21 protein-coding genes and 1 pseudogene are annotated in these 22,649 nt (G+C 66.5%); 11 read left to right on the top strand and 11 right to left on the bottom strand.

The window, feature by feature from the left end; all coding sequences use genetic code 11:
* Window positions 1–39: 39 nt before the first annotated feature.
* Both BKG60_RS16895 and BKG60_RS16890 read right to left on the bottom strand, forming a co-directional pair.
* A complete protein-coding gene (locus tag BKG60_RS16895) occupies window positions 40–366 on the bottom strand; it encodes a hypothetical protein (RefSeq protein ID WP_070944837.1) in 327 nt (108 codons plus the stop codon).
* A gap of 179 nt (window positions 367–545) precedes the next feature.
* Window positions 546–839 (bottom strand): hypothetical protein, encoded by a 294-nt coding sequence (locus BKG60_RS16890; protein WP_070944838.1) that lies wholly within the window; start codon window positions 837–839, stop codon window positions 546–548.
* Window positions 840–1,094: 255 nt separating this feature from the next.
* Between BKG60_RS16890 and BKG60_RS16885 the strand changes: the two genes are divergently transcribed.
* Window positions 1,095–1,499, top strand: coding sequence for a DUF5709 domain-containing protein (locus tag BKG60_RS16885; RefSeq protein ID WP_070944839.1), 405 nt, complete (start codon window positions 1,095–1,097; stop codon window positions 1,497–1,499).
* Here the strand turns inward: BKG60_RS16885 and BKG60_RS16880 are convergent.
* Both BKG60_RS16880 and BKG60_RS16875 read right to left on the bottom strand, forming a co-directional pair.
* Window positions 1,473–2,708 (bottom strand): MFS transporter, encoded by a 1,236-nt coding sequence (locus BKG60_RS16880; RefSeq protein ID WP_070944840.1) that lies wholly within the window; start codon window positions 2,706–2,708, stop codon window positions 1,473–1,475. The two genes, BKG60_RS16885 and BKG60_RS16880, sit on opposite strands and share 27 nt — an antisense overlap.
* Before the next feature lie 202 nt (window positions 2,709–2,910).
* Window positions 2,911–3,774, bottom strand: coding sequence for an LLM class flavin-dependent oxidoreductase (locus BKG60_RS16875; protein ID WP_070944897.1), 864 nt, complete (start codon window positions 3,772–3,774; stop codon window positions 2,911–2,913).
* Window positions 3,775–3,835: 61 nt separating this feature from the next.
* On the opposite strand from BKG60_RS16875, the gene BKG60_RS16870 reads away from it, so the two are divergent.
* The gene (locus BKG60_RS16870; RefSeq protein WP_070944841.1) at window positions 3,836–5,011 is read left to right on the top strand and encodes an MFS transporter; all 1,176 of its coding nucleotides are present in this window, start codon (window positions 3,836–3,838) and stop codon (window positions 5,009–5,011) included.
* Here the strand turns inward: BKG60_RS16870 and BKG60_RS16865 are convergent.
* Window positions 4,995–6,275 (bottom strand): diiron oxygenase, encoded by a 1,281-nt coding sequence (locus BKG60_RS16865; RefSeq protein ID WP_070944842.1) that lies wholly within the window; start codon window positions 6,273–6,275, stop codon window positions 4,995–4,997. The two genes, BKG60_RS16870 and BKG60_RS16865, sit on opposite strands and share 17 nt — an antisense overlap.
* 124 nt (window positions 6,276–6,399) lie before the next feature.
* On the opposite strand from BKG60_RS16865, the gene cobF reads away from it, so the two are divergent.
* Together cobF and BKG60_RS16855 are read left to right on the top strand one after the other, a co-directional pair.
* The gene (cobF, locus tag BKG60_RS16860) at window positions 6,400–7,170 is read left to right on the top strand and encodes a precorrin-6A synthase (deacetylating) (RefSeq protein WP_070944843.1); all 771 of its coding nucleotides are present in this window, start codon (window positions 6,400–6,402) and stop codon (window positions 7,168–7,170) included.
* 6 nt (window positions 7,171–7,176) lie between these two features.
* A complete protein-coding gene (locus BKG60_RS16855; RefSeq protein ID WP_070944844.1) occupies window positions 7,177–7,560 on the top strand; it encodes a phage holin family protein in 384 nt (127 codons plus the stop codon).
* Here BKG60_RS16855 and BKG60_RS16850 read toward each other — a convergent pair.
* Window positions 7,531–9,294 (bottom strand): FUSC family protein, encoded by a 1,764-nt coding sequence (locus BKG60_RS16850; protein WP_083339246.1) that lies wholly within the window; start codon window positions 9,292–9,294, stop codon window positions 7,531–7,533. The two genes, BKG60_RS16855 and BKG60_RS16850, sit on opposite strands and share 30 nt — an antisense overlap.
* 40 nt (window positions 9,295–9,334) lie before the next feature.
* Here BKG60_RS16850 and BKG60_RS32520 point away from each other — a divergent pair.
* The 4 genes and pseudogenes from BKG60_RS32520 to BKG60_RS32510 all read left to right on the top strand — a co-directional run.
* Window positions 9,335–9,592: pseudogene (locus tag BKG60_RS32520) on the top strand (DNA-formamidopyrimidine glycosylase family protein); the annotation flags it as partial.
* Between the two features lie 138 nt (window positions 9,593–9,730).
* Window positions 9,731–10,204: a zinc finger domain-containing protein gene (locus BKG60_RS32515; protein ID WP_239252154.1), complete on the top strand. Its 474-nt coding sequence runs from the start codon at window positions 9,731–9,733 to the stop codon at window positions 10,202–10,204.
* A 44-nt stretch (window positions 10,205–10,248) separates the two neighbouring features.
* A complete protein-coding gene (locus BKG60_RS16840) occupies window positions 10,249–10,998 on the top strand; it encodes an SDR family oxidoreductase (RefSeq protein WP_070944847.1) in 750 nt (249 codons plus the stop codon).
* Window positions 10,999–11,494: 496 nt separating this feature from the next.
* Window positions 11,495–11,809, top strand: coding sequence for a hypothetical protein (locus BKG60_RS32510; RefSeq protein ID WP_239252147.1), 315 nt, complete (start codon window positions 11,495–11,497; stop codon window positions 11,807–11,809).
* Here the strand turns inward: BKG60_RS32510 and pgi are convergent.
* A complete protein-coding gene (gene pgi, locus BKG60_RS16830) occupies window positions 11,806–13,464 on the bottom strand; it encodes a glucose-6-phosphate isomerase (RefSeq protein ID WP_070944848.1) in 1,659 nt (552 codons plus the stop codon). The genes BKG60_RS32510 and pgi overlap by 4 nt on opposite strands.
* Window positions 13,465–13,514: 50 nt before the next feature.
* Between pgi and BKG60_RS16825 the strand changes: the two genes are divergently transcribed.
* A complete protein-coding gene (locus tag BKG60_RS16825) occupies window positions 13,515–14,963 on the top strand; it encodes an NAD-dependent succinate-semialdehyde dehydrogenase (protein WP_070944849.1) in 1,449 nt (482 codons plus the stop codon).
* Between the two features lie 32 nt (window positions 14,964–14,995).
* Entirely contained in the window at window positions 14,996–17,053 is a 2,058-nt protein-coding gene (locus BKG60_RS16820) for an SGNH/GDSL hydrolase family protein (protein ID WP_207549566.1), read from the top strand.
* Window positions 17,054–17,055: 2 nt separating this feature from the next.
* Here BKG60_RS16820 and BKG60_RS16815 read toward each other — a convergent pair whose 3' ends face one another.
* Entirely contained in the window at window positions 17,056–17,376 is a 321-nt protein-coding gene (locus tag BKG60_RS16815; protein ID WP_239252149.1) for a chorismate mutase, read from the bottom strand.
* Between BKG60_RS16815 and pcrA the strand changes: the two genes are divergently transcribed.
* Window positions 17,369–19,711, top strand: coding sequence for a DNA helicase PcrA (pcrA, locus tag BKG60_RS16810; protein WP_070189179.1), 2,343 nt, complete (start codon window positions 17,369–17,371; stop codon window positions 19,709–19,711). The genes BKG60_RS16815 and pcrA overlap by 8 nt on opposite strands.
* Window positions 19,712–19,721: 10 nt before the next feature.
* Here pcrA and BKG60_RS16805 read toward each other — a convergent pair whose 3' ends face one another.
* The 3 genes from BKG60_RS16805 to BKG60_RS16795 are packed head-to-tail and all read right to left on the bottom strand — an operon-like array spanning window position 19,722 to window position 22,422.
* The gene (locus BKG60_RS16805) at window positions 19,722–20,630 is read right to left on the bottom strand and encodes a hypothetical protein (protein ID WP_131823380.1); all 909 of its coding nucleotides are present in this window, start codon (window positions 20,628–20,630) and stop codon (window positions 19,722–19,724) included.
* A gap of 40 nt (window positions 20,631–20,670) precedes the next feature.
* Window positions 20,671–21,354 (bottom strand): hypothetical protein, encoded by a 684-nt coding sequence (locus tag BKG60_RS16800; RefSeq protein WP_070944852.1) that lies wholly within the window; start codon window positions 21,352–21,354, stop codon window positions 20,671–20,673.
* Window positions 21,355–22,422 (bottom strand): M23 family metallopeptidase, encoded by a 1,068-nt coding sequence (locus BKG60_RS16795; protein ID WP_070944853.1) that lies wholly within the window; start codon window positions 22,420–22,422, stop codon window positions 21,355–21,357.
* Window positions 22,423–22,649: the final 227 nt, after the last annotated feature.

Here is a 22,649-nt window from a genome sequence, read left to right as displayed (position 1 = left end):
ACCCCGCTGCGCCGCCGGCCGAACGTTGCGGCCATGCCCTCAGTCGGACGCGTGCCCAGCCGCCGCGATTCGTTGTCGCGCTTCGGCAGGCGAGATCCGAAGCCTTCGGGCCAGGACAGCGGCCGGATCAAACCGCGGCGGTGATGCGGTCTCGGTGGCCACCATCCGGCCGAGCAGCCGTTGTTGCGCAGTCGCCAACCGTTTCTCACCGGCGTCGAGCCGGCTCAAAACCTCGTGGAGCTCCGAGCGCGTGAGGGCGTGCACCGACAGCGCGTCTATTTCTTTGCAGGCGGCGTTGAGGTGATCGAGGGCTTCACCCACGATCGTCCGCTCGAGATCCCTCTCGGATACCAATATCGAACTCATGTTCGGTACGGTACGCCGACCGACCGACAAGTGACGCCGAGGCAGAAACGCTCCGCGACTCCAGCCGCAACAACAATCGGCCGCACAATTGTGCGGCCGATTGCGGACGTGCAATTGCGCCAAACCGCTAGATTCGGTTTGGTGGCTCAAACAATTGCACTGCCTGTTTTATTCCTCACTCAGCAGGCGACGTCAACATATGCCGTCTTTGAAATTACGGTCGTATTGATCGAACTTCCGCCCCTGGAATCGTCGGTGGCGTATGTCTGCCCCTGGCGTACCCCGAGCACGGTGCAGTTGGCCAGTGGCGCGGCACCCGTGCGGTTGACGATCACATGGTATCCGCTGGTCTGAAGGCTCTTTACGGTTTGCTCAGCGGATTGCTCGGTCGGGGCGGCAGCGGCGACGCCCCCGAGGTAAGTGCCGGCGGCCAACGCGCCTGCGGCTAATGTGGCGATGGTATATGACTTCATTTCCCAACCCTCCGTTGCAGGCCGCACCGGAAGTCCCACTACTTCCGGTTGCCACCTATTACGTTTAATTGGCGACAGGGTTCGAAAATTCCAGAATTTTCAGCTGAAATTGCGGAATTTCTCAGGTTGGGGGTGCCGCAAGATGAGCGGCGGCAAGGCGGTTCTTCCCATCTCGGTGCCCGGGCCAGACGTCGGCTCAGGCGGGCAGAGAAATCATCAGCGGTCACGGTGACGGATCTGTGCCATCGTTGAACCATGAGTACTGACGGGTACAGCGTCGATGACGACGACCAGTTGACTCAGGAGGACACCCTGATCGATCGGGGTGTCGACGACTTGCTCGACGAGGGGTACTCGCCGCCGGATCGCTGGCGGGAGCCTCGGGACCACGAGACCCTCGACGAGCTGTTGGCCGAGGAAGAACCTGACCCCGCGATGCAGCTCGATGATTCCGACCATTCCGACGAGCAAGCCGGCGACGACGAGGTCGGGGACCTGCGTTCGGGGCGGTTGGTGGCGCCCGACGCGGGCTTCGGTGTGGACGACGAGGCGGAGTTGCTCGGGACGGACGTCGGCATCGACGGTGGCGCGGCCTCCGCCGAGGAAGCCGCGGTCCACATCATCCCGCCGTCGTCACCGGATGGCGGTCTGACGTTCTGACGCCACCGACATGGTGAACACCAACAGCCCGCCGACGGCCAGGAGTGCACCGGCGGCGGCAGGAGCGGTGTAGCCGAGGCCGGCCGCGATCACCAGGCCGCCCACCCAGGCGCCGGTGGCGTTACCGATGTTGAGTGCGGAGTGGTTGAGCGCGGCGGCCAGCGTCTGGGCATCGTGGGCGACGTCCATCAACCGGGTCTGCAGCGCCGGACCGACGGCGGAGCCGGCCACACCGACCCCGAACAGCAGCGGCAGCGCGGTCCAGGGGCTGTGAGACCCCAGCGAGAACGCTGCCAGCAGCACCGCCAGGGAACCCAGGGACAGGTACAGCGCGCGGGTCACCGAGGTGTCGGCCAGCCGGCCACCGATCAGGTTGCCGACAACCATGCCGAGGCCGAACACCATCAGCGCTACGGGAACCATCGCGCGGGGCAGGCCGGTCACGTCGGTCATCGTGGTGCTGATGTAGGTGTACACCGCGAACATGCCGCCGAAGCCGATCATGCCCACCAGCACCGCCAGCCACACCTGAGGCCGGCGCAGCGCACCGAGTTCGGTGAGCGGACTGGTGACGTGCATGGACCGCAGATGCTTGGGCAGCCACCGCCACTGAGCCGCCAACGTGACCAGGCCGACGCCGACCACGAGGCCGAACGCGCTGCGCCAACCGAGGGCTTGGCCCAGCCAGGAGGCCAGCGGCACACCCAGGACGGTCGCGATGGTGAGCCCGCACAGCACGTACGCCGCGGCCTTGGCCCGGTTCTGTGGGCCCATCAGATGGGCGGCGGCCAACGCGGCGATCCCGAAGAACGCGCCGTGCGGCAGACCCGCGACGAACCGGGCGATCACCAGGGTCGGGTAGGACGGCGCCAGCATGCTGGCCAGGTTGCCGAGGGTGAAAACCGTCATCAGGGTGAGCAGCAGGGCCTTGCGCGGCCAGCGGGCGGTCAGCGCGGCGATGACCGGCGCCCCGGCCACCACGCCCAGCGCATACGCGGAGATGACATGACCGGCGGTGGGCTCGCTGATGCCGAAACCCGCTGCGATATCGGGCAGCAATCCCATCGCGACGAACTCGGTGGTGCCGATGCCGAAGCCGCCGAGGGCCAGGGCGAACACCGCGAGCATGCGCACCGTGGGATCAGGTGCGACAACGGCGCGCGGCGGCGGGCCATCCGTTGGGGTCGGACGTTCGAGGGATGTCGTCATTCTCAGGCTTTCCGAGGGGGTACGGATTGGAGCTCTCGGACAGCGTTGGCGAGAACGGCGGGTGCAACGCTAACGGCGCGGCGAGTGTTCCCTCAAATTCATGGTTCGGTGCCCACCGCTTTCCACACGTGGGCTGCTGAGCGGGCACTCAGCGCGATCCGGGTGTGGAAAACCGCGCAACATCCGGCGCAAAGAAAACCCGCTAGACCCTGGCGATGACGTTCTCGGCGAATTTCTCCAGGTGCCGGATCTTGCGGTCCAGCGGCTCGGGGTCGTCACCCTTGATGTAGGGCAGGCGGAAGCCGACGATCACATCGGTGACACCTTTGTCCTCGAGCCGCTTGATGCCGTCGGGCGTGTACGCGTCGGCCGAGATGACGTGGACCTCAAACGGCCCGGTGCGACCTTCGTCCTCACGAATCTGGTTGAGCCGCTTCAACAGCTCGTCGAGGTCGTCGGTCCCGCCGCCGTGCATCCAGCCGTCGTTGCGGGCCGCGCGGCGCAGGGCGGCCTCGGCGTGCCCGCCGACCAGGATCGACACCGGCTCCGACGGTGCCGGGGTCATCTTGGTCTTGGGGATGTCGTAGAACTCGCCGTGGTACTCGAAGTAGTCACCGGAGGTCAGGCCGCGGATGATGTCGATGCACTCGTCCATGCGCTTGCCGCGTCGCGCGAACGGCACCCCCATCAACTCGTAGTCCTCGGGCCACGGGCTGGTGCCCACACCGAGGCCCAGCCGGTTGTCGAACAGGGCATTGAGCGACCCGACCTGCTTGGCAACCAGGGCCGGCGGTCGGATCGGCAGCTTGAGGACGAAGAAGTTGAACTTGAGCGTGGTGGTGGCCGCACACAGGGCCGAGGCCAACACGAAGGCCTCGACGAATGGCTTGCCGTCCAGGAACTCCCGGTTGCCGTCAGGGGTGTACGGGTACTTCGAATCGGATTCGAAGGGGTAGGCAACGCTGTCGGCGATTGTCATGGCGTGATAGCCGGCCGCCTCGGCCGCCTGGGCCAGCGGAATGTAGTAGGTGGGATCGGTCATGGCTTCGGCGTAGGTGAACCGCATGCCGTACACACTAGAACGTGTTCTAGTTCTGCGGGGCCGATCGGGCGGGCATGATGACCGCATGCCCGCCTGGCTGACCCCGAACGTCCGGGTGCTGTCGGCGGTGTCCTTCTTGCAGGACACCGCGAGCGAACTTCTCTATCCGCTGCTGCCGATCTATCTGACGACAGTGCTCGGTGCCCCGCCGGCGGTGGTCGGCGCGGTCGAGGGCGCTGCCGAAGGAGCAGCGGCGATGACCAAGCTGGCGGCAGGCCCGCTCGGTGACCGGTTCACCAAGCGGCCCCTGATCGCCACGGGCTATGGCATGGCGGCCCTGGGCAAGGTGATGGTCGCAGCGGCCAGTGCGTGGTCCGGCGTGCTCGCCGGCCGCATGGTGGACCGGCTCGGCAAGGGTATCCGCGGCGCGCCCCGTGACGCCCTGCTCGTCGCCGACGTCGACGATGCTGCCCGCGGCCGCGTCTTCGGATTCCACCGTGCCATGGACACTTTCGGTGCCGTGATCGGTCCACTTCTGGGTTTGGCGGGCTACGAACTGCTAGACCACCAGATTGCACCGCTGTTGTGGGTGGCGGTGGTGCCCGCGGTCCTCAGCGTGCTTCTGGTGTTCCTGGTTTCCGAGGGGCGTAAGGCTCAGCCACGCAAACAGCGTCAACCGGTGTTCTCGCGGGTACGCGACCTGCCCGGGCGGTACTGGCGCGTGACGGCCGTGCTGGTGGCGTTCGGTCTGGTGAACTTCCCTGACGCGTTGCTGTTGTTGCGGCTCAACGAGATCGGCTTCTCGGTGGTCGAGGTGATCCTGGCCTATGTCACCTACAACGCGGTCTACGCCGTCTCCAGCTTCCCGGCCGGGTTGCTGGCCGACCGGATCGGGCGGCTGCCGGTGTTCGGTATCGGTCTGGTGTTCTTCGCAATCGGCTACGCCGGGTTGGGGCTGACCACCGATCCACTGCTGGCCTGGCTGCTGATCGGGTCCTACGGACTGTTCACGGGTTGCACCGATGGGGTCGGCAAGGCCTGGGTGTCCTCACTGGTCGGTTCCGACCTGCAGGGTAGTGCGCAAGGAGTGTTCCAGGGGCTCAGCGGATTTGCCGTGCTGGGCGCCGGAATATGGGCCGGGCTGGCATGGACTGTGGTTCCAGGTCAGCCCGGCCAGTTGCCGCTGCTGATCTCCGGGATCGCCGGGGCGGTGTTCGCGGTCGTATTGCTCGGCCGCTCCGTCGCTACCCGGCCGCGCTGACCTCGGAGCCCTCGGCGCCGTCCAGCTCGAACGGCGGTTCACCGATCCCGGAGACCGAGTGCGTGCCCTGCGATGTGCGCTCGGTGATGCGGCCGTCGACGGTGCGAGCGCCGATGGTCAGCCGGACCGGACCTGCGGCCACGGTGCTCGGCGCATCGAGAATCGTTCCCCGCCAGTGGTACTTGCCGTCGATCGGATCCAGATGACCGGCCAGCCGCACATGCACGCGGCGATCGCCGTCACCGATGTCGAGGATGGCGAACCCGTCGTACACCTCTTCGGTCACACTCCCCTCGGAGTCGGGGGTCGAATCGGCTGACGTAGCCAGTGCCTGCGGTGCCTTGGCGGGGAGGAACCCGGAGCGCCGCCACATGCGGCGTCCGATGCGTCCCATCAGCCCGACCTCTTCGAGGAAGGCCGCCAGCGGCGCGAATCCGGAGATCTGCACCTCGCGACGGTGGGCGCTGGCCCGGGCCACCCGGCGGGCGGCGCGCGCATTCAGGCCGACGCGTGCGTACTGCACCTTGTTGGTGAACAGATAGCGGAAGAAGTACCCGCCGACACCGTTGAGGTTGGCCACCCAGGCTCGCTTGTACCAGCGCATCGATGGGGTGCGCTGGCGCAAACCGTCGCGGGCGAACTGGATGTGACGGGCCTCCTCGGTGACGTGAATGCGCATGAGGCGTTGCACCATCGGCTGCAATTCGGGGTCGTCCATCATCTGCCGCTGCAGTGAGTCGAAGATTTCCTCACCGATGAGTGCGGCCACCCACAGCACCGAGCCGCGGAAGAAGAACGGCAGCGTGTTGATGATCATGCGCTGGTACAGCCGCGGCCGAACCGGTTTGGTGCCGATCTTGTCGATGGCCTTGCCGAACATCACCATGTGGCGGGTCTCGTCGCCGAGTTCGGTCAGCTCGTAGTGCGTGGAGTTCGAGGTGGGGTCCTGATGCATCATCTTGCGCAGCAGCGCCTGGTTGAGGATGTTCTCGAACCAGATACCCGCCGAGAGCGTGTTGGCCAGCTCCTCGCGCGAAAGATCGATCTGCTGCTCGCGGGACATGTTGTCCCACAACGGCGTTCCGTACAGTGACACGATCCTTGGCGGCAGGAAGAACTTGTCCGGGTCGATCGGCGCCTGCCAGTCGATGTCGACCACCGGCGCGTAGGACTTGCGAACCGAACCCTTGAGCAGGCGTTCGGAGAATGCGTCCCGCCGCGCAGCGTTGGCCGAGCTTCCGCCGGGTCTGACCGAAGTTGTCACCGTTGACGTTCCCTTCGTTTGTGGTCCCTCTCACCTCGACGTTAGGTATCGACAATGCGTGATGTCAATACCCCGGGTATCGGGTACTTCGGGTACCCGGTTTCGGTTCGGTTAACCTTCGACGGTGCGTCGCATCCATGTCATCGGAATCGGGGCCGGTGATCCGGACTTCGTCACGGCTCAGGCCATTTTCGCGCTCAACGACACGCAGGTGTTCTTCGCGATGGACAAGGGTCCGCGTCGCGGTGCGGCAGACGATCTGGTCGCGGTACGCAAGCTGATCTGCGATCGCTTCATCCGCACCGAACCGGGCAAACCCGGCTACCGATTCGTCGAATTGGTCGACCCACCGCGAGCCGCGGCCGGCGACGTACCGGGCTACCGCCAGGTCGTCGCGGACTGGCATGCCGAGCGGGCCCGGATCTGGGCGGCCGCCATCGAGACCGAACTCGGGCCCGACGGCGTCGGGGCCTTTCTGGCCTGGGGGGATCCGTCACTCTACGACAGCACCCTGCGGATCCTGGACAAAGTCTCCGAGTACGTGGACTTCGACTACGACGTCATCCCCGGCATCACCGCGGTCCAGGTGCTGACCGCACGGCATCGCATCCCACTCAACGACGTCGGCGAACCGGTGCTGATCACCACCGGGCGCCAATTGCGCGAGCACGGGCTGACCGGCAGCGCCGTGGTGATGCTCGATGCGGACTGCTCATTCCAGCAGTGCCCGCCGCAGACCCGGATCTGGTGGGGTGCGTATCTGGGGACGCCTGATGAGTTGCTCTATGCGGGAACGGTCGGCGATATCGGCGACGAAATCGTTGCTGCGCGTACCGAAGCGAGAGCTCGCCACGGCTGGATCATGGACACGTACCTCCTGCGCTCGGCAGACTAGACCGCCATGAGCTCATTTCTCCTGCGCGCCGCGGTAACCGGGTTCGCGCTCTGGGTCGTCACTCTCGTCGTGCCGGGGATCTACTTCATCGGAGGTGATTCGACCATCGCCCGGGTCGGCATCATCTTCGTCGTCGCCGTGATCTTCGGTCTGGTCAACGCGTTCGTCAAGCCGATCGTGCAGATCCTGTCCATCCCGCTGTACATCCTCACGCTCGGCCTGATCCACATCGTGATCAACGCGTTGATGCTCATGATCACGTCGTGGATCACCGACCACACCACCCACTGGGGCCTGCACATCGACCAGTTCTGGTGGACGGCCATCTGGGCGGCGATCGTGCTGTCGTTGGTCAGCTGGCTACTGTCCTTCGTCAAGGCCCTCGCGTAGGGCGCGCGCCTGTTCGCCGAGCGCCGCTGCGGTGTCTGCGGCGGCCTCGGCTCCCGACTCTGTGTCGCGATCACGCTCGGCGCCCCAGCAGGCCGCCAACGTGCGGTATGCCAGCTGCTCAGTAGAGACGACGGCCGGCCACATGCGTTCGGCCCCAAGGCGTTGCGCGGCCGATCCACCGATACCCGCGTCATAGGCCGGCAGCAGTTCCATGGCGCGCAACTGCAGATCCCGCCGATCGGTACGGGCCGCGGGGGAGGTGGCGTCGTCGGCGGCCAGGTGCGGCAGGGTGGCGGTCACCGCGTCGAGCGTGGCATTGATCGCAGTGCACAGGCCGGTCGGGTGGCGGAGACGCTGGGTGGCCCAGTAGACGGCCAGCGCCACCGCGCAGCCGATCAGGGTGTCGCTGCCGCGGGTGAGCAGCAGTTCACCGAGATCGTCGACGCGTTGACCGCCCGAGGCAATGGTGAGCGCCGCGGGGGTGATGAACACGACGGCGAGCGTGTAGTTGCGCACCACGTACATCTCGATGATGAACTGCAACGTTCCGATCACCAGCGCCAGCCACAGGCCCTGCGGGTGGAGGGCGAGAATGGCCCCGGCCACGCCGAGGCCGAGCCAGGTGCCCAGCGTGCGTTCCACGCCTCGGACCACGGTGCGCTGCCAGTCGAAACCTTGATGCAGCATCAGCACCGCCGCGGCCATCGCCCAGTACGCATGCGTCATCGTCAGGGCCTGCGAGATCAGCACGGCGATGACACCCGAGATCGCGACCGCGATCCCAACGCGCGCTGCCAGCTGCAGGGACACCGAGCCCGGGGTCAGCGCCCGGAGCAGTAGTCGCGAAGCGCTGGGACGGCCGAGCGGAATCCCTTCGGCGCCATGCTCATCGGTGACCGCATCGGCCGGCACGGTGGCCAGGTGACGAGCCAGGGCCGCCCCGGCGTAAGCCGGCGGCTCACCGGAATCGGCGGCGCGCATCGCTTCGGCGAACAGCACGTGCAGCCGGCGGTTGACCACCCGCAGCCGATACAGCGCCTGGTCAGGCTTGGGTTGGACCGGCTGGTAGGTGACCAGCGTGACCCACGCGGTGTGCAGTAGCAGCGCCGCCTTGTGCCGTGCGGTCGCCTCCGCGTCGGGCCCGCCCCCGATGTTCTCGATGTAGGCCGCGACGGCTGAGGCAGCCGCAGCCACCGCAGCCTTCTCCGGCCCGCGGGGCCGGACCAGCGCCCCGGACATGTGCACCAGCCAGGCGAACGCGCCACCGGCCAGCACCAGCGCGGCGTGATGGCCCGGGCCGAGATGCAGTGTCGCCGGGGTTCCGGTGCCGGCCGCGCAGGCCAGCACCACCATGTAGGCCCCGGGCGGCCCGATGGTCAGTGCGTGGCAGACCAGGGTGGCGGCCACGGCGATCGCGGTTACGGTGAGCACCCCGAGCCACGGCGCTGACGACGCCCAGTCGCCGAGCGCCACCGCGGCCGCGAAACATACCGCGACCAGCCCGAGGTAAACGCCGCGATTCAGGTAGGGCCGGCCACTGCCGTACAGCGAGGTGAATCCGCCGATGGTGGCGATCAATCCGGCCGTGGTGTCGCCGGCCAGCCAGCCCACCAGAACGGGCACGGCCATGCAGATTCCCGCGCGCAGCGCGAACGGCCACCGCCGCGGCACGCTGTTGATCACGAAGATGTTCCGTATCGGATTGGTCGCTCGGGGAGCGGGCCGGTCGGACATGTCTACAGCATGCTCGGCGTTTCGCTGACACACTGGACCCATGCCTGAACTGCCCGAAGTCGAGGCGCTGGCCGACCATCTCCGCCGACATGCGACCGGCCGGGAAGTCACCCGGGTCGACGTGTCGGCGTTGTCGGTGCTCAAGACCTTCGATCCGCCGACGACGGCGTTGCACGGCCAGACCGTGACCGGCGCGAACCGCTGGGGCAAGTACCTGGGCCTCGAATTAGCCGGGGAGTCGGGCCCACTCCATCTCATCACACATCTGTCTCGGGCCGGCTGGCTGCGCTGGTCGGACAAGCTGTCGCCGACGCCGCTCAAACCGTCGGGGAAGGGCCCGATCGCGCTACGCGTGCACCTGGGGGAGGGCGTCGGCTTCGACCTCACCGAGGCAGGGACGCAGAAGCGCCTCGCGGTCTGGGTTGTGGCCGACCCGCTGGCGGTCCCGCAGATCGCCTCGCTGGGGCCGGACGCACTGTCACTGGATTCGGCGGCGTTGGCCGCGGTCTTGTCCGGCAACTCGGGTCGGATCAAGAACGTCATCACCGACCAGAAAGTGATCGCCGGGATCGGCAACGCCTACAGCGACGAGATACTGCACGTGGCGAAGCTGTCGCCGTTCGCGAGCGCCGACAAGCTCTCCGAGGCCCAACTCGGCGCATTGCACGACGCGATGATCTCGGTGCTCACCGATGCGGTCGAACGGTCGGTGGGCCAGCAAGCGGCAACGCTCAAGGGGGAGAAGCGCTCTGGACTGCGCGTGCATGCCCGGACGGGCCTGCCGTGCCCGGTGTGCGGGGACACCGTGCGCGAGGTCTCCTTCGCCGACAAGTCGTTTCAGTACTGCCCGACGTGCCAAACCGGGGGCAAGGTGCTGGCCGATCGGCGGATGTCCAGGCTACTCAAGTAGCGGCCGCATTTTTGACAGTTGTCTAACTCGGTTATCCTGCAGCGATGACCCGTCAGAAGATCCTCATCACCGGTGCCAGCTCCGGACTGGGAGCGGGCATGGCCCGCCAATTCGCGGCCAAGGGCCGGGACTTGGCGCTGTGTGCCCGCCGCACCGAGCGGCTCGACGAGCTCAAGGCAGAGTTGGCCGACCGGCACCCCTACATCAAGGTCGCGGTCGCGGCGCTGGACGTCAATGACCATGAGGCCGTACCGCGGGTGTTCGGTGAGCTGTCCGAGGAGTTGGGCGGCATCGATCGCGTCATCGTCAATGCGGGCATCGGCAAGGGCTGGCCGCTCGGCGAGGGCAAGCCGTGGGCGAACAAGGCCACCATCGAAACCAACCTGATCGCCGGGCTGGTGCAGATCGAGACGGCGCTGGAGATGTTCAAGAAATCCGGCAGTGGTCACCTGGTGCTGATCTCGTCGGTGCTGGGTAACACCGGTGTGCCCGGCGGCAAAGCCGCCTACTGCGCCTCCAAGGCCGGCATGACCTCGCTGGGCGAGTCGCTCCGCGCGGAGTACGACAAAGGCCCGATCCGGGTGACGGTGATCGAGCCGGGCTACATCGAGTCGGAGATGACCGCCAAGTCGGCGACCACGATGCTGATGGTCGACAACGAGACCGGTGTGCGCGCGATGGTCGAGGCCATCGAGAAGGAGAATGGCCGGGCTGTCGTGCCGCGTTGGCCGTGGGCGCCGCTGACCCAGGTGATGCGGTTGCTGCCGCCGAAATACACCAAACGTTTCGCTTAGTCGCGGGCCATCGCACCCGGCCCGGATTTCCGGGGCGGTGTCCCGGAGGGTGTCGATGTGCCCGCCTTTTAGCGACTTTTCAGCGACAATCGCCACCTGGATAACACTGGCCTCACCAAACTCGTTGTCGCTGGGCGGTTTTGCCACTCCTGCATCTGCAGCCTCGTGAGCCTCACCAGTTCAGTGCCCGCGTACTAGCGACACTGTCGCTCGTAGCTGGACAACCCAGATTCTGGTGCGGATGAGGCTGGCGACAGCTGGAGTGACGTGAGTAGTGATTGTGTGTGTGACGAACGATGCCCGCGATGGCCGTGAGGCGATAGTCGCTGAAAAGTCGCTATTAGCCGGGCAGCTCGGCACATCGTTCCGACGCGCGACACGCCGAGTTGAGCACGCGACACGCCGGGTCCAGAAGGTGGCACTGCTCCGGGCCGCCCCGACGCGGTGTTCCACCGCTCGCGTTTCGGCACCGGGCACACCTGGGTAGACCACCATCATGACCTCAAGACTGATTGCCTCGATGTTCTTTGCAGGTGCTGCGGCTGGGGCTGTCGCGTTGGCTCCAGTGGCCGTGGCCGACCCCCCTCCGCCGCCTCCGTGCACCAATGCCGACGGCACACCCTGTGCTGACATCGGTACGGCCGGTCCGGGCGGCGCCAGTGGCCAGATCCCCGGTGGTCCGGGCGGGACCGCAGGCCCCGGTGGCGCTACCGGCGGTATCCCGTATGGACCTAGCGGCACCGCCGGTCCTGGCGGGGCCAGTGGCTGTATCCCGAATGTGGGATGTGCGACGGTCCCGGGGATGCCCTAAGCCGAACGTCCGCGTTCGACGCGGTACCGGCGCACCAGCGCATCCGTAGATGAATCCGACTGCCTGCTCGGTGATTGCGGCTCCGTGATCACCGGCAGCAGTGCCTTTGCCTGGGTCTTACCCAGCTCGACGCCCCATTGATCGAAGGAGTCGATGCCCCACACAACTCCCTCGGTGAACACCTGGTGTTCGTAGAGGGCGATGAGCTGACCCACGACCGACGGCGTCAACCTGGTTGCCAGGATTGACGTCGTCGGTCGGTTTCCGGGCATCACCTTGTGTGGGACCACCGACGCCGGCGTCCCTTCTGGAAGATCCCGGGCAATGGCCGCTGCATCTCTCCCGAAAGCCAGCACCTGGGTTTGAGCGAAGAAGTTGCTCATCAGCAGGTCGTGCATGCTGCCCGTGCCGTCGGCTGTCGGCAGATCGTCGGTGGGTTCGGAGAAGCCGATGAAGTCGGCGGGAACCAACCGGGTGCCCTGGTGCAGCAATTGGTAGAACGCGTGCTGGCCGTTGGTGCCCGGCTCGCCCCAGAAGATCTCTCCGGTATCGGTGCTCACCGCAGAACCGTCCGCCCGCACCGACTTTCCATTGGACTCCATGGTCAGCTGCTGCAGGTACGCCGCGAACCGGGACAGGTCGTTGGAGTAGGGCAGCACCGCACGTGATTGTGCGCCAAAGAAATTCGAGTACCACAGTCCGATCAGCCCCAGCAGCGCCGGAGCGTTCTCGGCCAGCGGTGCGGTGCGGAAGTGCTCGTCGACCAGATGAAAACCGGACAGGAACTCGGCGAAACGCTCACGGCCGATCACGGCCATCACCGACAGGCCGATCGCCGAATCCACCGAGTACCGGCCACCCACCCAGTCCCAGAAGCCGAACATGTTGTCGGTGTCGATGCCGAAATCCTGCACCAGCTTCGCGTTGGTGGACACCGCCACAAAGTGCTTGGCCACCGCGTCCTCGCCTAGTGTGTCGACCAGCCAGCGGCGCGCTGCCGTGGCGTTGGTGAGCGTCTCAAGGGTGGAGAACGTCTTGGAGGCAACGATGAAAAGCGTTGTGGCCGGGTCCAAATCTGCCAGCGTCGCGACCAGATCGGCCGGGTCGACGTTGGAGACGAAGCGGGCGCTGACACCGGCGTCGGCGTAGTGACGCAATGCGTCATACACCATCACCGGGCCCAGGTCCGAACCACCGATGCCGATGTTCACCACGGTCTTGATGCGCTCGCCGGTGGCGCCGGACCATTCGCCGCTACGCAGCCGGTCGGTGAAATCACCCATCCGATCCAGAACAGAGTGCACGTCTGCGACCACGTTCTGGCCGTCGACGGTCAGGGCCGCGTCGGCGGGCAACCGCAGCGCGGTGTGCAGTACGGCGCGGTCCTCGGAGGTGTTGATGTGCTCGCCGGCGAACATCGCATCGCGGCGGGCCTCGAGGCCGGCGGTGCGGGCCAGATCCGTCAGCAGCTCCAGGGTGCGCCGGGTGACCCGGTGCTTGCTGTAATCGATGTAGAGATCGCCGACGGTCAGCACGAGCTCGGTGCCACGGTTCGGGTCCTCGGCGAACAGCTCGGTCAGATGGATGTCACCGATCTCGTCGTAGTGCTTCGACAATGCCTGCCATGCGGGAGTTGCGGTGATGTCAGCACTCATTCCGCTGACCTTAGTGTGGCGCTCGGCTCAAGGGTGTACATGATGGATGTATGGCCATTGAAGACTTGATTTCATCCGTTCCCACGGGTCTGTGGATCGGTGGTGAGGAACACCAGGCCGCATCGACGTTCAATGTGCTGGATCCCAGCGACGATGAGGTGTTGGCCACGGTGGCCGACGCGACCGCCGCCGACGCTGTCGCCGCATTGGACGCCGCCTGCGCCGTTCAGGCCGAGTGGGCCGCGACCGCACCACGCAAACGCGGCGAGATCCTGCGTTCGGTGTTCGAGGCGATCACCGAACGAGCCGACGACATCGCCGCACTGATGACCCTGGAAATGGGCAAGGTGCTCGCCGAGAGCAAGGGCGAGGTTGCCTACGGCGCCGAGTTCTTCCGCTGGTTCTCCGAGGAGGCGGTGCGCATCGCCGGCCGCTTCACACCGGCTCCGGCGGGCACCGGCCGCATCCTCGTCACCAAACAGGCCGTCGGCCCGTGCTACGCCATCACGCCGTGGAACTTCCCGCTGGCCATGGGCACTCGCAAGATGGGACCGGCATTCGCCGCGGGTTGCACCATGATCGTCAAACCGGCCCAGGAAACCCCGCTGACCATGCTGCTGCTGGCCAAGCTGATGGATGAGGCCGGCCTGCCCAAGGGTGTGCTCTCGGTGCTGCCCACCAGCAACCCGGGTGCGGTGACCAGCGCGCTGGTCGACGACGGCCGCTTGCGCAAGCTGACCTTCACCGGCTCGACGGGCGTGGGCAGGGCCCTGGTGAAGCAGTCCGCGGACAAGCTGCTGCGCACATCGATGGAGCTGGGTGGCAACGCGCCGTTCATCGTGTTCGACGACGCCGATGTGGATGCCGCGGTCGACGGGGCGATCCTGGCCAAGATGCGCAACGGTGGCGAGGCCTGCACGGCCGCCAACCGGTTCCACGTGGCCAACTCGGTGCGTGAAGAGTTCACCGAGAAGCTCGTCAAACGGATGAGCGAGTTCACCCTCGGCAAGGGCATCGACCCAGCGTCCACGTTGGGCCCACTGATCAATTCCAAACAGGTCTCCACCGTCACCGAGTTGGTCTCCGATGCGGTGTCTCGCGGTGCAACGGTTGCGGTCGGCGGCGTCGCTCCGGGCGGGCCGGGCAACTTTTACCCGGCCACGGTGCTGGCCGATGTGCCTGCCGATTCCCGCATCCTCAAAGAGGAGATCTTCGGCCCGGTCGCCCCGATCACCGGCTTCGACACCGAAGACGAGGGCGTGGCCGCCGCCAACGACACCGAATACGGTTTGGCTGCTTACGTTTACACGCAGTCCCTGGACCGCGCGCTGCGGGTGGCCGAGGGCATCCAGTCCGGCATGGTCGGCATCAATCGCGGTGTCATCTCGGATGCGGCCGCGCCGTTCGGCGGCATCAAGGAGTCCGGTTTCGGTCGTGAGGGCGGCATCGAGGGCATCGAGGAGTACCTCGACACGAAATATATTGCGCTAACCCGTTAACGCTCGGTCGCGCCTTCCCGACTCGGCGCCCGATGCCCCCTAAACTCTGGGGCTCAGACGCCAAGACGGGAGGGCATGACGTGACCGCGGCGCCAGTGCGTGCTGCCAGCCGGCGTCGGCGTGCCTCCATCCGGCGCGACATCCCCGCACTCGACGGCATCCGGGCCATCGCCGTGGCCCTGGTGTTGGCCGGCCACGGCGGAGTACCGGGTGTGGCCGGTGGCTTCATCGGCGTCGACATCTTCTTCGTGCTGAGCGGGTTCCTGATCACCTCGCTGCTGCTCGACGAGTACCGGCGCACGGAGCGCATCGACCTCAAGGCGTTCTGGATCCGCCGGGCCAAGCGTCTGCTGCCCGCGATGGTGCTGATGACCTTGGCCGTGGTGATCGCCCGCCCCTTGTTCTCGTCGGACGCGGTGTCCTCGCTTCGGGAGGATGCCGTCGCGGCGTTCTTCTGGATGGCGAACTGGGTCTTCGTCGCCGCGGACACCGACTATTTCAGTCAGGGCAGTCCGCCGTCGCCCTTACAGCACACGTGGTCACTGGCGGTCGAAGAGCAGTATTACGTCATCTGGCCACTGCTGGTGCTGGGCGCTGTGCTGCTGGTACGCCGCCGCTCGCCCGATGCGACCCGCGCCGTGGTGTTCGTGCTGGCGACGCTGGGGTTGGTCGGCTCGGCCGTGTTGGCGATCGTGATGTCCGGCGATGCCGCCCAGCTCAACCGCGTGTACTTCGGCACCGACACCCGCGCGCAGGCGCTGCTGATCGGCGCGGCGGCCGCGGCGCTGCTGGTGCGGGACTGGTCGGCGCTGACGATGTCGGGCACGTTGATCCGGGCCCGGTGGCGGCGCTGGATCGCCTGGGTGCTGCCGGTGATCGGGGTGGCGATGCTGGCGGCGGCCGCGCACTTGGCCACCGGCAGTGCCGAGGAGTTCCGCCACGGGCTACTGATCGTGGTGGCCTTGGGTGCGGTGCTCGTCGTCGCACCGGTCGCACTGGATCAGGACGGCTACGTGGCGCGGGTCCTGGCCTGGTATCCGCTCGTCACCCTGGGCGTCATCTCCTACGGTGTCTACCTCTGGCATTGGCCGATCTTCCAGATCCTCAACGGCGAGCGCACCGGCCTTGCGGGTTGGTCGCTGCTGGCGCTGCGGTGCGCGGTGACCATCGCGGTGTCGTGGGTGTCGTGGTGGGCGATCGAGCAACCGGTCCGGCATTGGCGTCCGCAGCACGTACCGATGCTGCGGTTGGCCGCGGCCTCGGTGGCCACCGCGGCGGTGGTGACGATGACGGTGGTCCCGGTTGGGGCCCCGATCCGTCCCGCGGGTCCGGATGTGATGGCAGCCGCCGCGTCCGAGCAGGATGTCGGCGCGGAACGGCCCGTCCTGGTGGGGCCACCGCAGGCGCTGCCGCCCGGCACGCGGTCGATCGCGGTGTTCGGTGACTCGGTGGCCTGGACGTTGATGCGGTACCTGCCCGCCACCCCGGGTTTTCACTTCAACGACTACACGACAATCGGCTGCGGTATCGCGCGTGGCGGCCCGTACCGCTCGGCCGGGGAGACGCTGAACCAGAAGCCGGAGTGCGATTCCTGGCCGGCGCGTTGGGCGCAGCGGATCGCACATGACCGGCCCGAGACCGTGTTGTTGATGATCGGGCGCTGGGAGGTCGTCGACCGCACCTGGCGCGGGCGTTGGACGCACATCGGCAACGACGCCTACGACGCCTATCTCAAGGGTGAGCTACAGCGCGCCCTGGACATCCTCAGCTCGACCGGCGCGCGGGTGGTCGTGACCACGGCGCCGTACAGCCGGCGCGGCGAGCGCCCGGACGGCACGCTGTATCCGGAAGATCAGCCCGGCCGGGTGCAGACCTGGAACACCATGCTCCGGTCGGTGGCCGGGCAGCGGCCGAATGTGTCGGTGCTCGATTTCAATGCCAAGCTCAACCCCGACGGCAAGTACACCGCGAAGATCAACGGGGTCAGGATGCGCAGCGACGGCGTACATCCGACATCGGAGGCGGTGCAGTGGCTGACTCCGTGGCTGCTGGACTCGCTGAAGATGCCCGCGAAACCCGCGGGCCGTTAGACCTAGTGGCCCAACCGGCCGCGGCCGAGTTGCAGCAACAGAATGGCGAGGTCTTTGCCCTCGGGACCCAGCACGCTGTAGCGCTCGATGACCTGCATTTCGCGGCTGTGCACCAGGCGGGTGCCGCCCGAGGCCATCCGGGCTTTGCCGATCAGCTTGGAGACCTCGGCGCGGCGCTGGACTGCGGCGAGGATGGTGGCGTCGAGTTCGTCGATCTCCCGACGCAGGTCATCGATCTCAGGCACACGCTGATAGTCCCAGTCGGCTCGTGCCAGCGCAAAACTGTCCCCCCTCAGCGGTAAGTTTGAACGCAAGATGACCACTACTTCTCCCATGGCACCGCCGGCCGATGCAGACGTTGACGAACTTCTTGACGGCTTGAACCCGCAGCAGCGCCAAGCGGTGCTGCATGAAGGGTCGCCATTGTTGATCGTCGCGGGTGCGGGTTCGGGCAAGACGGCCGTGTTGACACGGCGGATCGCCTACCTGCTGGCCGCCCGCGACGTCGGGGTGGGCCAGATCCTGGCGATCACGTTCACCAACAAGGCTGCCGCCGAGATGCGTGAGCGGGTGGTGGGGCTGGTCGGCCCGCGGGCCCGGAACATGTGGGTGTCCACGTTCCACTCGACCTGTGTGCGGATCCTGCGTAACCAGGCCTCGCTGCTGCCGGGGCTGAACTCCAACTTCTCGATCTACGACTCCGACGATTCCCGTCGCCTGCTGATGATGATCGGCAAGGACATGGGGTTGGACACCAAGCGGTACTCGCCGCGGCTGCTGGCCAACGGCATCTCCAACCTGAAGAACGAGCTGATCGGCCCGGAGCAGGCCGCGGCCGAGGCATCGGAAGCCGCAGAGGAGATGGCCGGCATCATCGCCCAGGTCTACGGCGAGTACCAGCGGCGGCTGCGGGCGGCCAACGCGCTGGACTTCGATGACCTGATCGGGGAGACGGTCGGGATCCTGCAGGCGTTCCCGCAGATTGCCCAGTACTACCGCCGCCGGTTCCGCCACGTCCTGGTCGACGAATACCAGGACACCAACCACGCGCAGTATGTGCTCGTGCGGGAGTTGGTGGGCCATCACCTCGACGAGAAGGACGGGGTGGGCCCGTCCGAGCTGTGTGTGGTGGGTGACGCGGATCAGTCGATCTACGCGTTCCGCGGAGCGACGATCCGCAACATCGAGGACTTCGAGCGCGACTATCCCGACGCGACGACGATCCTGCTGGAACAGAACTACCGCTCCACCCAGACCATCCTGAATGCGGCCAACTCGGTGATCTCCCGAAACACCGGCCGCCGCGAGAAACGGCTGTGGACCGAGGAAGGTGAGGGCGAGCTGATCGTCGGCTACGTGGCCGACAACGAGCACGACGAGGCCCGTTTCGTGGCCGAGGAGATCGACGCCCTCGCCGACAGTGAGGGCCTGAAATACGGTGACGTGGCGGTCTTCTACCGCACCAACAACTCCTCGCGTGCGCTGGAGGAAGTCTTCATCCGCGCCGGCATCCCCTACAAAGTGGTAGGCGGAGTTCGTTTTTACGAGCGCCGTGAGATCCGCGACATCGTGGCCTACCTGCGGGTGCTGGACAATCCGGGGGACGCGGTGAGCATGCGTCGCATCCTCAACACCCCGCGCCGCGGCATCGGGGACCGGGCCGAGGCCTGTGTCGCGGTGTACGCCGAGAACACCGGGTCGAACTTCAACGATGCGTTGCAGGCCGCCGCCGAGGGCCGGGTGCCGATGCTCAACACCCGCTCGGAGAAGGCCATCGCGAGCTTCGTGGAGATGCTGGACCAGTTGCGGGCCAAGCTCGATGACGAGCTGGGGGATCTGGTCGAGGCCGTGCTGGAGCGTACGGGCTACCGCCGTGAGCTGGAAGCCTCCAGTGACCCGCAAGATCTGGCCCGGCTCGACAACCTCAACGAATTGGTCAGCGTCGCACACGAATTCAGCACCGACCTGGCCAACGCCCGGGCACTGTCCGAGCAGGGCGAGGGCGAGCCGGTCGATGAGGACATCCCTGACACCGGGGTGCTGGCCCAGTTCCTGGAGCGGGTGTCGCTGGTGGCCGACGCCGACGAGATCCCCGAGGACGGGGCCGGCGTGGTGACGATGATGACGCTGCACACCGCCAAGGGGCTGGAGTTCCCGGCGGTGTTCGTCACCGGCTGGGAAGACGGCATGTTCCCGCACATGCGGGCCCTGGGCGATCCCAACGAGCTCTCGGAGGAGCGCCGGCTGGCCTACGTCGGCATCACCCGTGCCCGTAGGCGGCTGTATCTGTCGCGGGCCAAGGTGCGCTCGTCGTGGGGGCAGCCCATGCTGAACCCGGAATCGCGGTTCCTGCGCGAGATTCCGGAAGACTTGATCAACTGGCGGCGCATCGAGCAGCCGTCGTCGTCGCTGAGTGCGCCGGTCGGAAACGCCGGCCGCTACGGCACCCCGCGGCCGTCACCGTCCCGGCCGGCGCCCGCGCGCAACCGCCCGATCATCACACTGGAGCCCGGCGATCGGGTCACCCATGACAAGTACGGGCTGGGCCGCGTCGAAGAGGTCTCGGGTGTGGGTGAATCCGCGATGTCTTTGATCGACTTCGGCAGTGCCGGGCGCGTCAAGCTGATGCACAATCACGCACCGGTGCAAAAGCTCTGAGGATCGCCGGTCAAGTTCTGACGGCGTGTGCCGGTGTGACTGCCGCCAGCACTGCGGTGACCACGGGCACCGTGAGTGTGAGTACCACCACCGACGCCGAACGGGACGCGAAAACCGTCGTCAGCTCGGCGGCTCCGACCTCGTAGAAAAGCCGATCCAGGTCAAACCAACCAAAGATGCCCTGCGCCACCGTGATTGTGCAGCCGGCGATCACGACGTACCGGCCCGCGGTGAATCCGACTGCGGTCAGGAGTGCGCCGAGAATCAGCGTGACTGCCGCGATCGCCGAGGCAATCACGGGTTCGAGCATGGCCAACGTCCATGTCGCATTGGGCGTAGTCGGCAGCAGGTCCGTCAAGTCGGTGATATAGAGCAGGCTGTGATCGAACTGCTCCTTCGCCCGCCAGAGGTGATAACAAGCCATCGCGAAGGCCAGTGCTGCGATGAGCGGACCGAGGAAACGGCCCGGACGGGGTGCGGGGATCTCGGGATCGCTTGCAGCGCCGCGTGATCGGCCACCGGCGGCCAGGATTACCACAAGCGTCACGATCGACAGGGCGAACCACACCCAACGATGCACACCGAGGGGGCCCGGTGACGACCACACCGGGAAGTCTGGATTGGCCCATGCCGCGAGTTCGATCAGAGACAACACGATCACCGCGACGCTGCCGCCGATCACCAGTCTGCGGCCGCGACGGTCACCGCGGCCCAGCAGTGCTGCACCACCGAACAAAGCGATTGTTACGAGGCCCAGCGCGACCAGGTTGAGGATCGAGTGACAGAACAACAGCGGATCGGTACCGAACCCGAAGCCGATGGCATACCAGGCCATGATCAGCGCCCGCAGCGTCGCGACGATCCCCAAGAGGCCACTTATATAGGTAAGGACAATCGTGGTCAGCTCAGTTGGACGCACCACGCCAACTTAACAGCGGATCACCGGCCTCGCCGGGCGCCTATCGGCTCGAGCTCCAGCGGCGGGTCGAGGGCAACATCGTGAACACGATGGCGGCAACCGGAAGCACCGGCATGGCGTAGACGATGGGATGCAGTCTCGCCCCGGCGATGAACAAACTGGCGAAGATCAGTAGCCCGATGACCGCGCCGACGACGACCAGCAGCCGGCCCATCCGTCGTCGCAGCAACAATGCGATTAGCCCTCCGATGGTTGCTGCAGCCGAGATCGCCGCCAGGAAACCGACGGCCACGCAGAACAATCGGTCGGTGCGCCACCAGCCCGCGATCAGGTCGGTGGCGATGACGCCGCTGGCCCAACCGCTGAGGATCGCGAAAGTGGCCGCCACGATCGCCGTACGCGGATTGATGCTCACCGAGGTACGTGGGATGGCCACCGGCCGGGCCCGCGGCACGTAGGACGTGCTGGCGTCGTCGTTCGTGGTGCTGACAAGGCCGGTCTGCGCGTCGCTGCCGATGGTGCCCGAGATCAGGCTGGTCTGAGGTTCTGCGCCGGCTGCGGTGGGGATAGCCCCCGTGGGATGGCGCCGGATGATGCTGGTGTGCGGTTCGCCGGCGACCGGCACAGGTTTGGAAACCGGGTCCTGCGGCTGGCGCCGGATGATGCGGGTGCGGTCGTCGTCTTCGTCGGGGTGATCGGCTGCTGACTGACGGTCGTCGCTCACTCAGCCAACATAGCTGCCGACGCTGAGACCTCTCTTGTTCAGCCACGGCACCGGATCGATGCGGCTGGTGCCGTTCTGCAGAACCTCGAAATGCAGGTGGGGGCCGGTGGAATAGCCCCGGTTGCCAACGGTGGCGATCTGGTCGCCGGCCATCACCCGGTCGCCCTCGCTGACCAGCCAGGTGTTGATGTGGCCGTACAGGGTGACGGTGCCGTCGGCGTGGCGCAGCTTGACCCAGGCGCCGTAACCCGCGGTGGGGCCCGAGGCGATCACGACGCCGTCAGAGACCGCCACGATCGGGGTACCGATCGGGCTCGCGAGGTCGATGCCGGCATGCAGGACTCCCCAGCGGTAGCCGTAGTTCGAGGTGAACACGTAGCCCTTGGTGGGCATCACGAACAAGGGGCGGGACAGCCGGGCCTCGCGTTCGGCGCGCTCTTGCGCGAAGGCAGCGGCCTTGGTGATCTCCTCGGCATGCACCGCGGTGTCGGCGGTCGAGGAGACCGAGACGATCTGCATGCCGTCGACCGAGCCGGTGACGGAGGCGCCATCGACCCGGGTGCCCTCAGAGGCCAGGATCGTGTCGTCAGCCTGGGTCTCGGTGGGGTTCCCCATGGAGTAGGCGCCGGCGGCGGTGGCACCCGCGGCCATGGCGGCGATCATCAGACGGCTCTTGACGGCTCCGGCATGTTCCTTGCGGTGGGCACCGCGGCGGCCGGACAGGTTGATCACGTCGGTCGCGGCGACGCCGTCGCTCACATCGGTGTGGCTGTCGCGATACGCGTATCGGGAGCTGCGCCCGCCGTCTGCATCCGGGCGGAAACGGGACGGCACGGCAAGGCGGACGGGCACCAAGTCGTCGGTGTCGTTTAGATCGTCGAGTTCCGGGGCATAGATAACGCCGGATTCGTGATCCTCAGCGCGCTCGTCGAACTCCTCGAAAGCGCTGAAGGGGATGACGTCGGTGACCTCGGCGGCGCTCACCTCATCAGGGGAAACGCGCGGTCGGCGGCGGCGCGCGTCCGTCGGCACCCCTCGCGGAGCTGCGGACGAACGATGCTGCGGCAAGACTCGAGAATCCTTCTTCGTCGTGACCTGAACGTTATCTGGACCAGAGGCACGTTAACCAAATCCCAATGATGGTGGCAACTTATGGGTCTATTCCGGGTAGGAATGTGATCCGTATCACCTCGAGCGGGCGGTGAGATCTACCACATGAGCCGGAGGTGATGCTAAGCCATCACTGAGTCGTGGATAAAGTGCCTGCGGGCCCGTCACAGGTACAGCGGACCGGG

This window comes from Mycobacterium syngnathidarum, from assembly GCF_001942625.1.
GTDB classification, from domain to species: domain Bacteria; phylum Actinomycetota; class Actinomycetes; order Mycobacteriales; family Mycobacteriaceae; genus Mycobacterium; species Mycobacterium syngnathidarum.
Note: the sequence above shows the minus strand (reverse complement) of the source record. Positions and strands in the feature narration are given on the sequence as shown.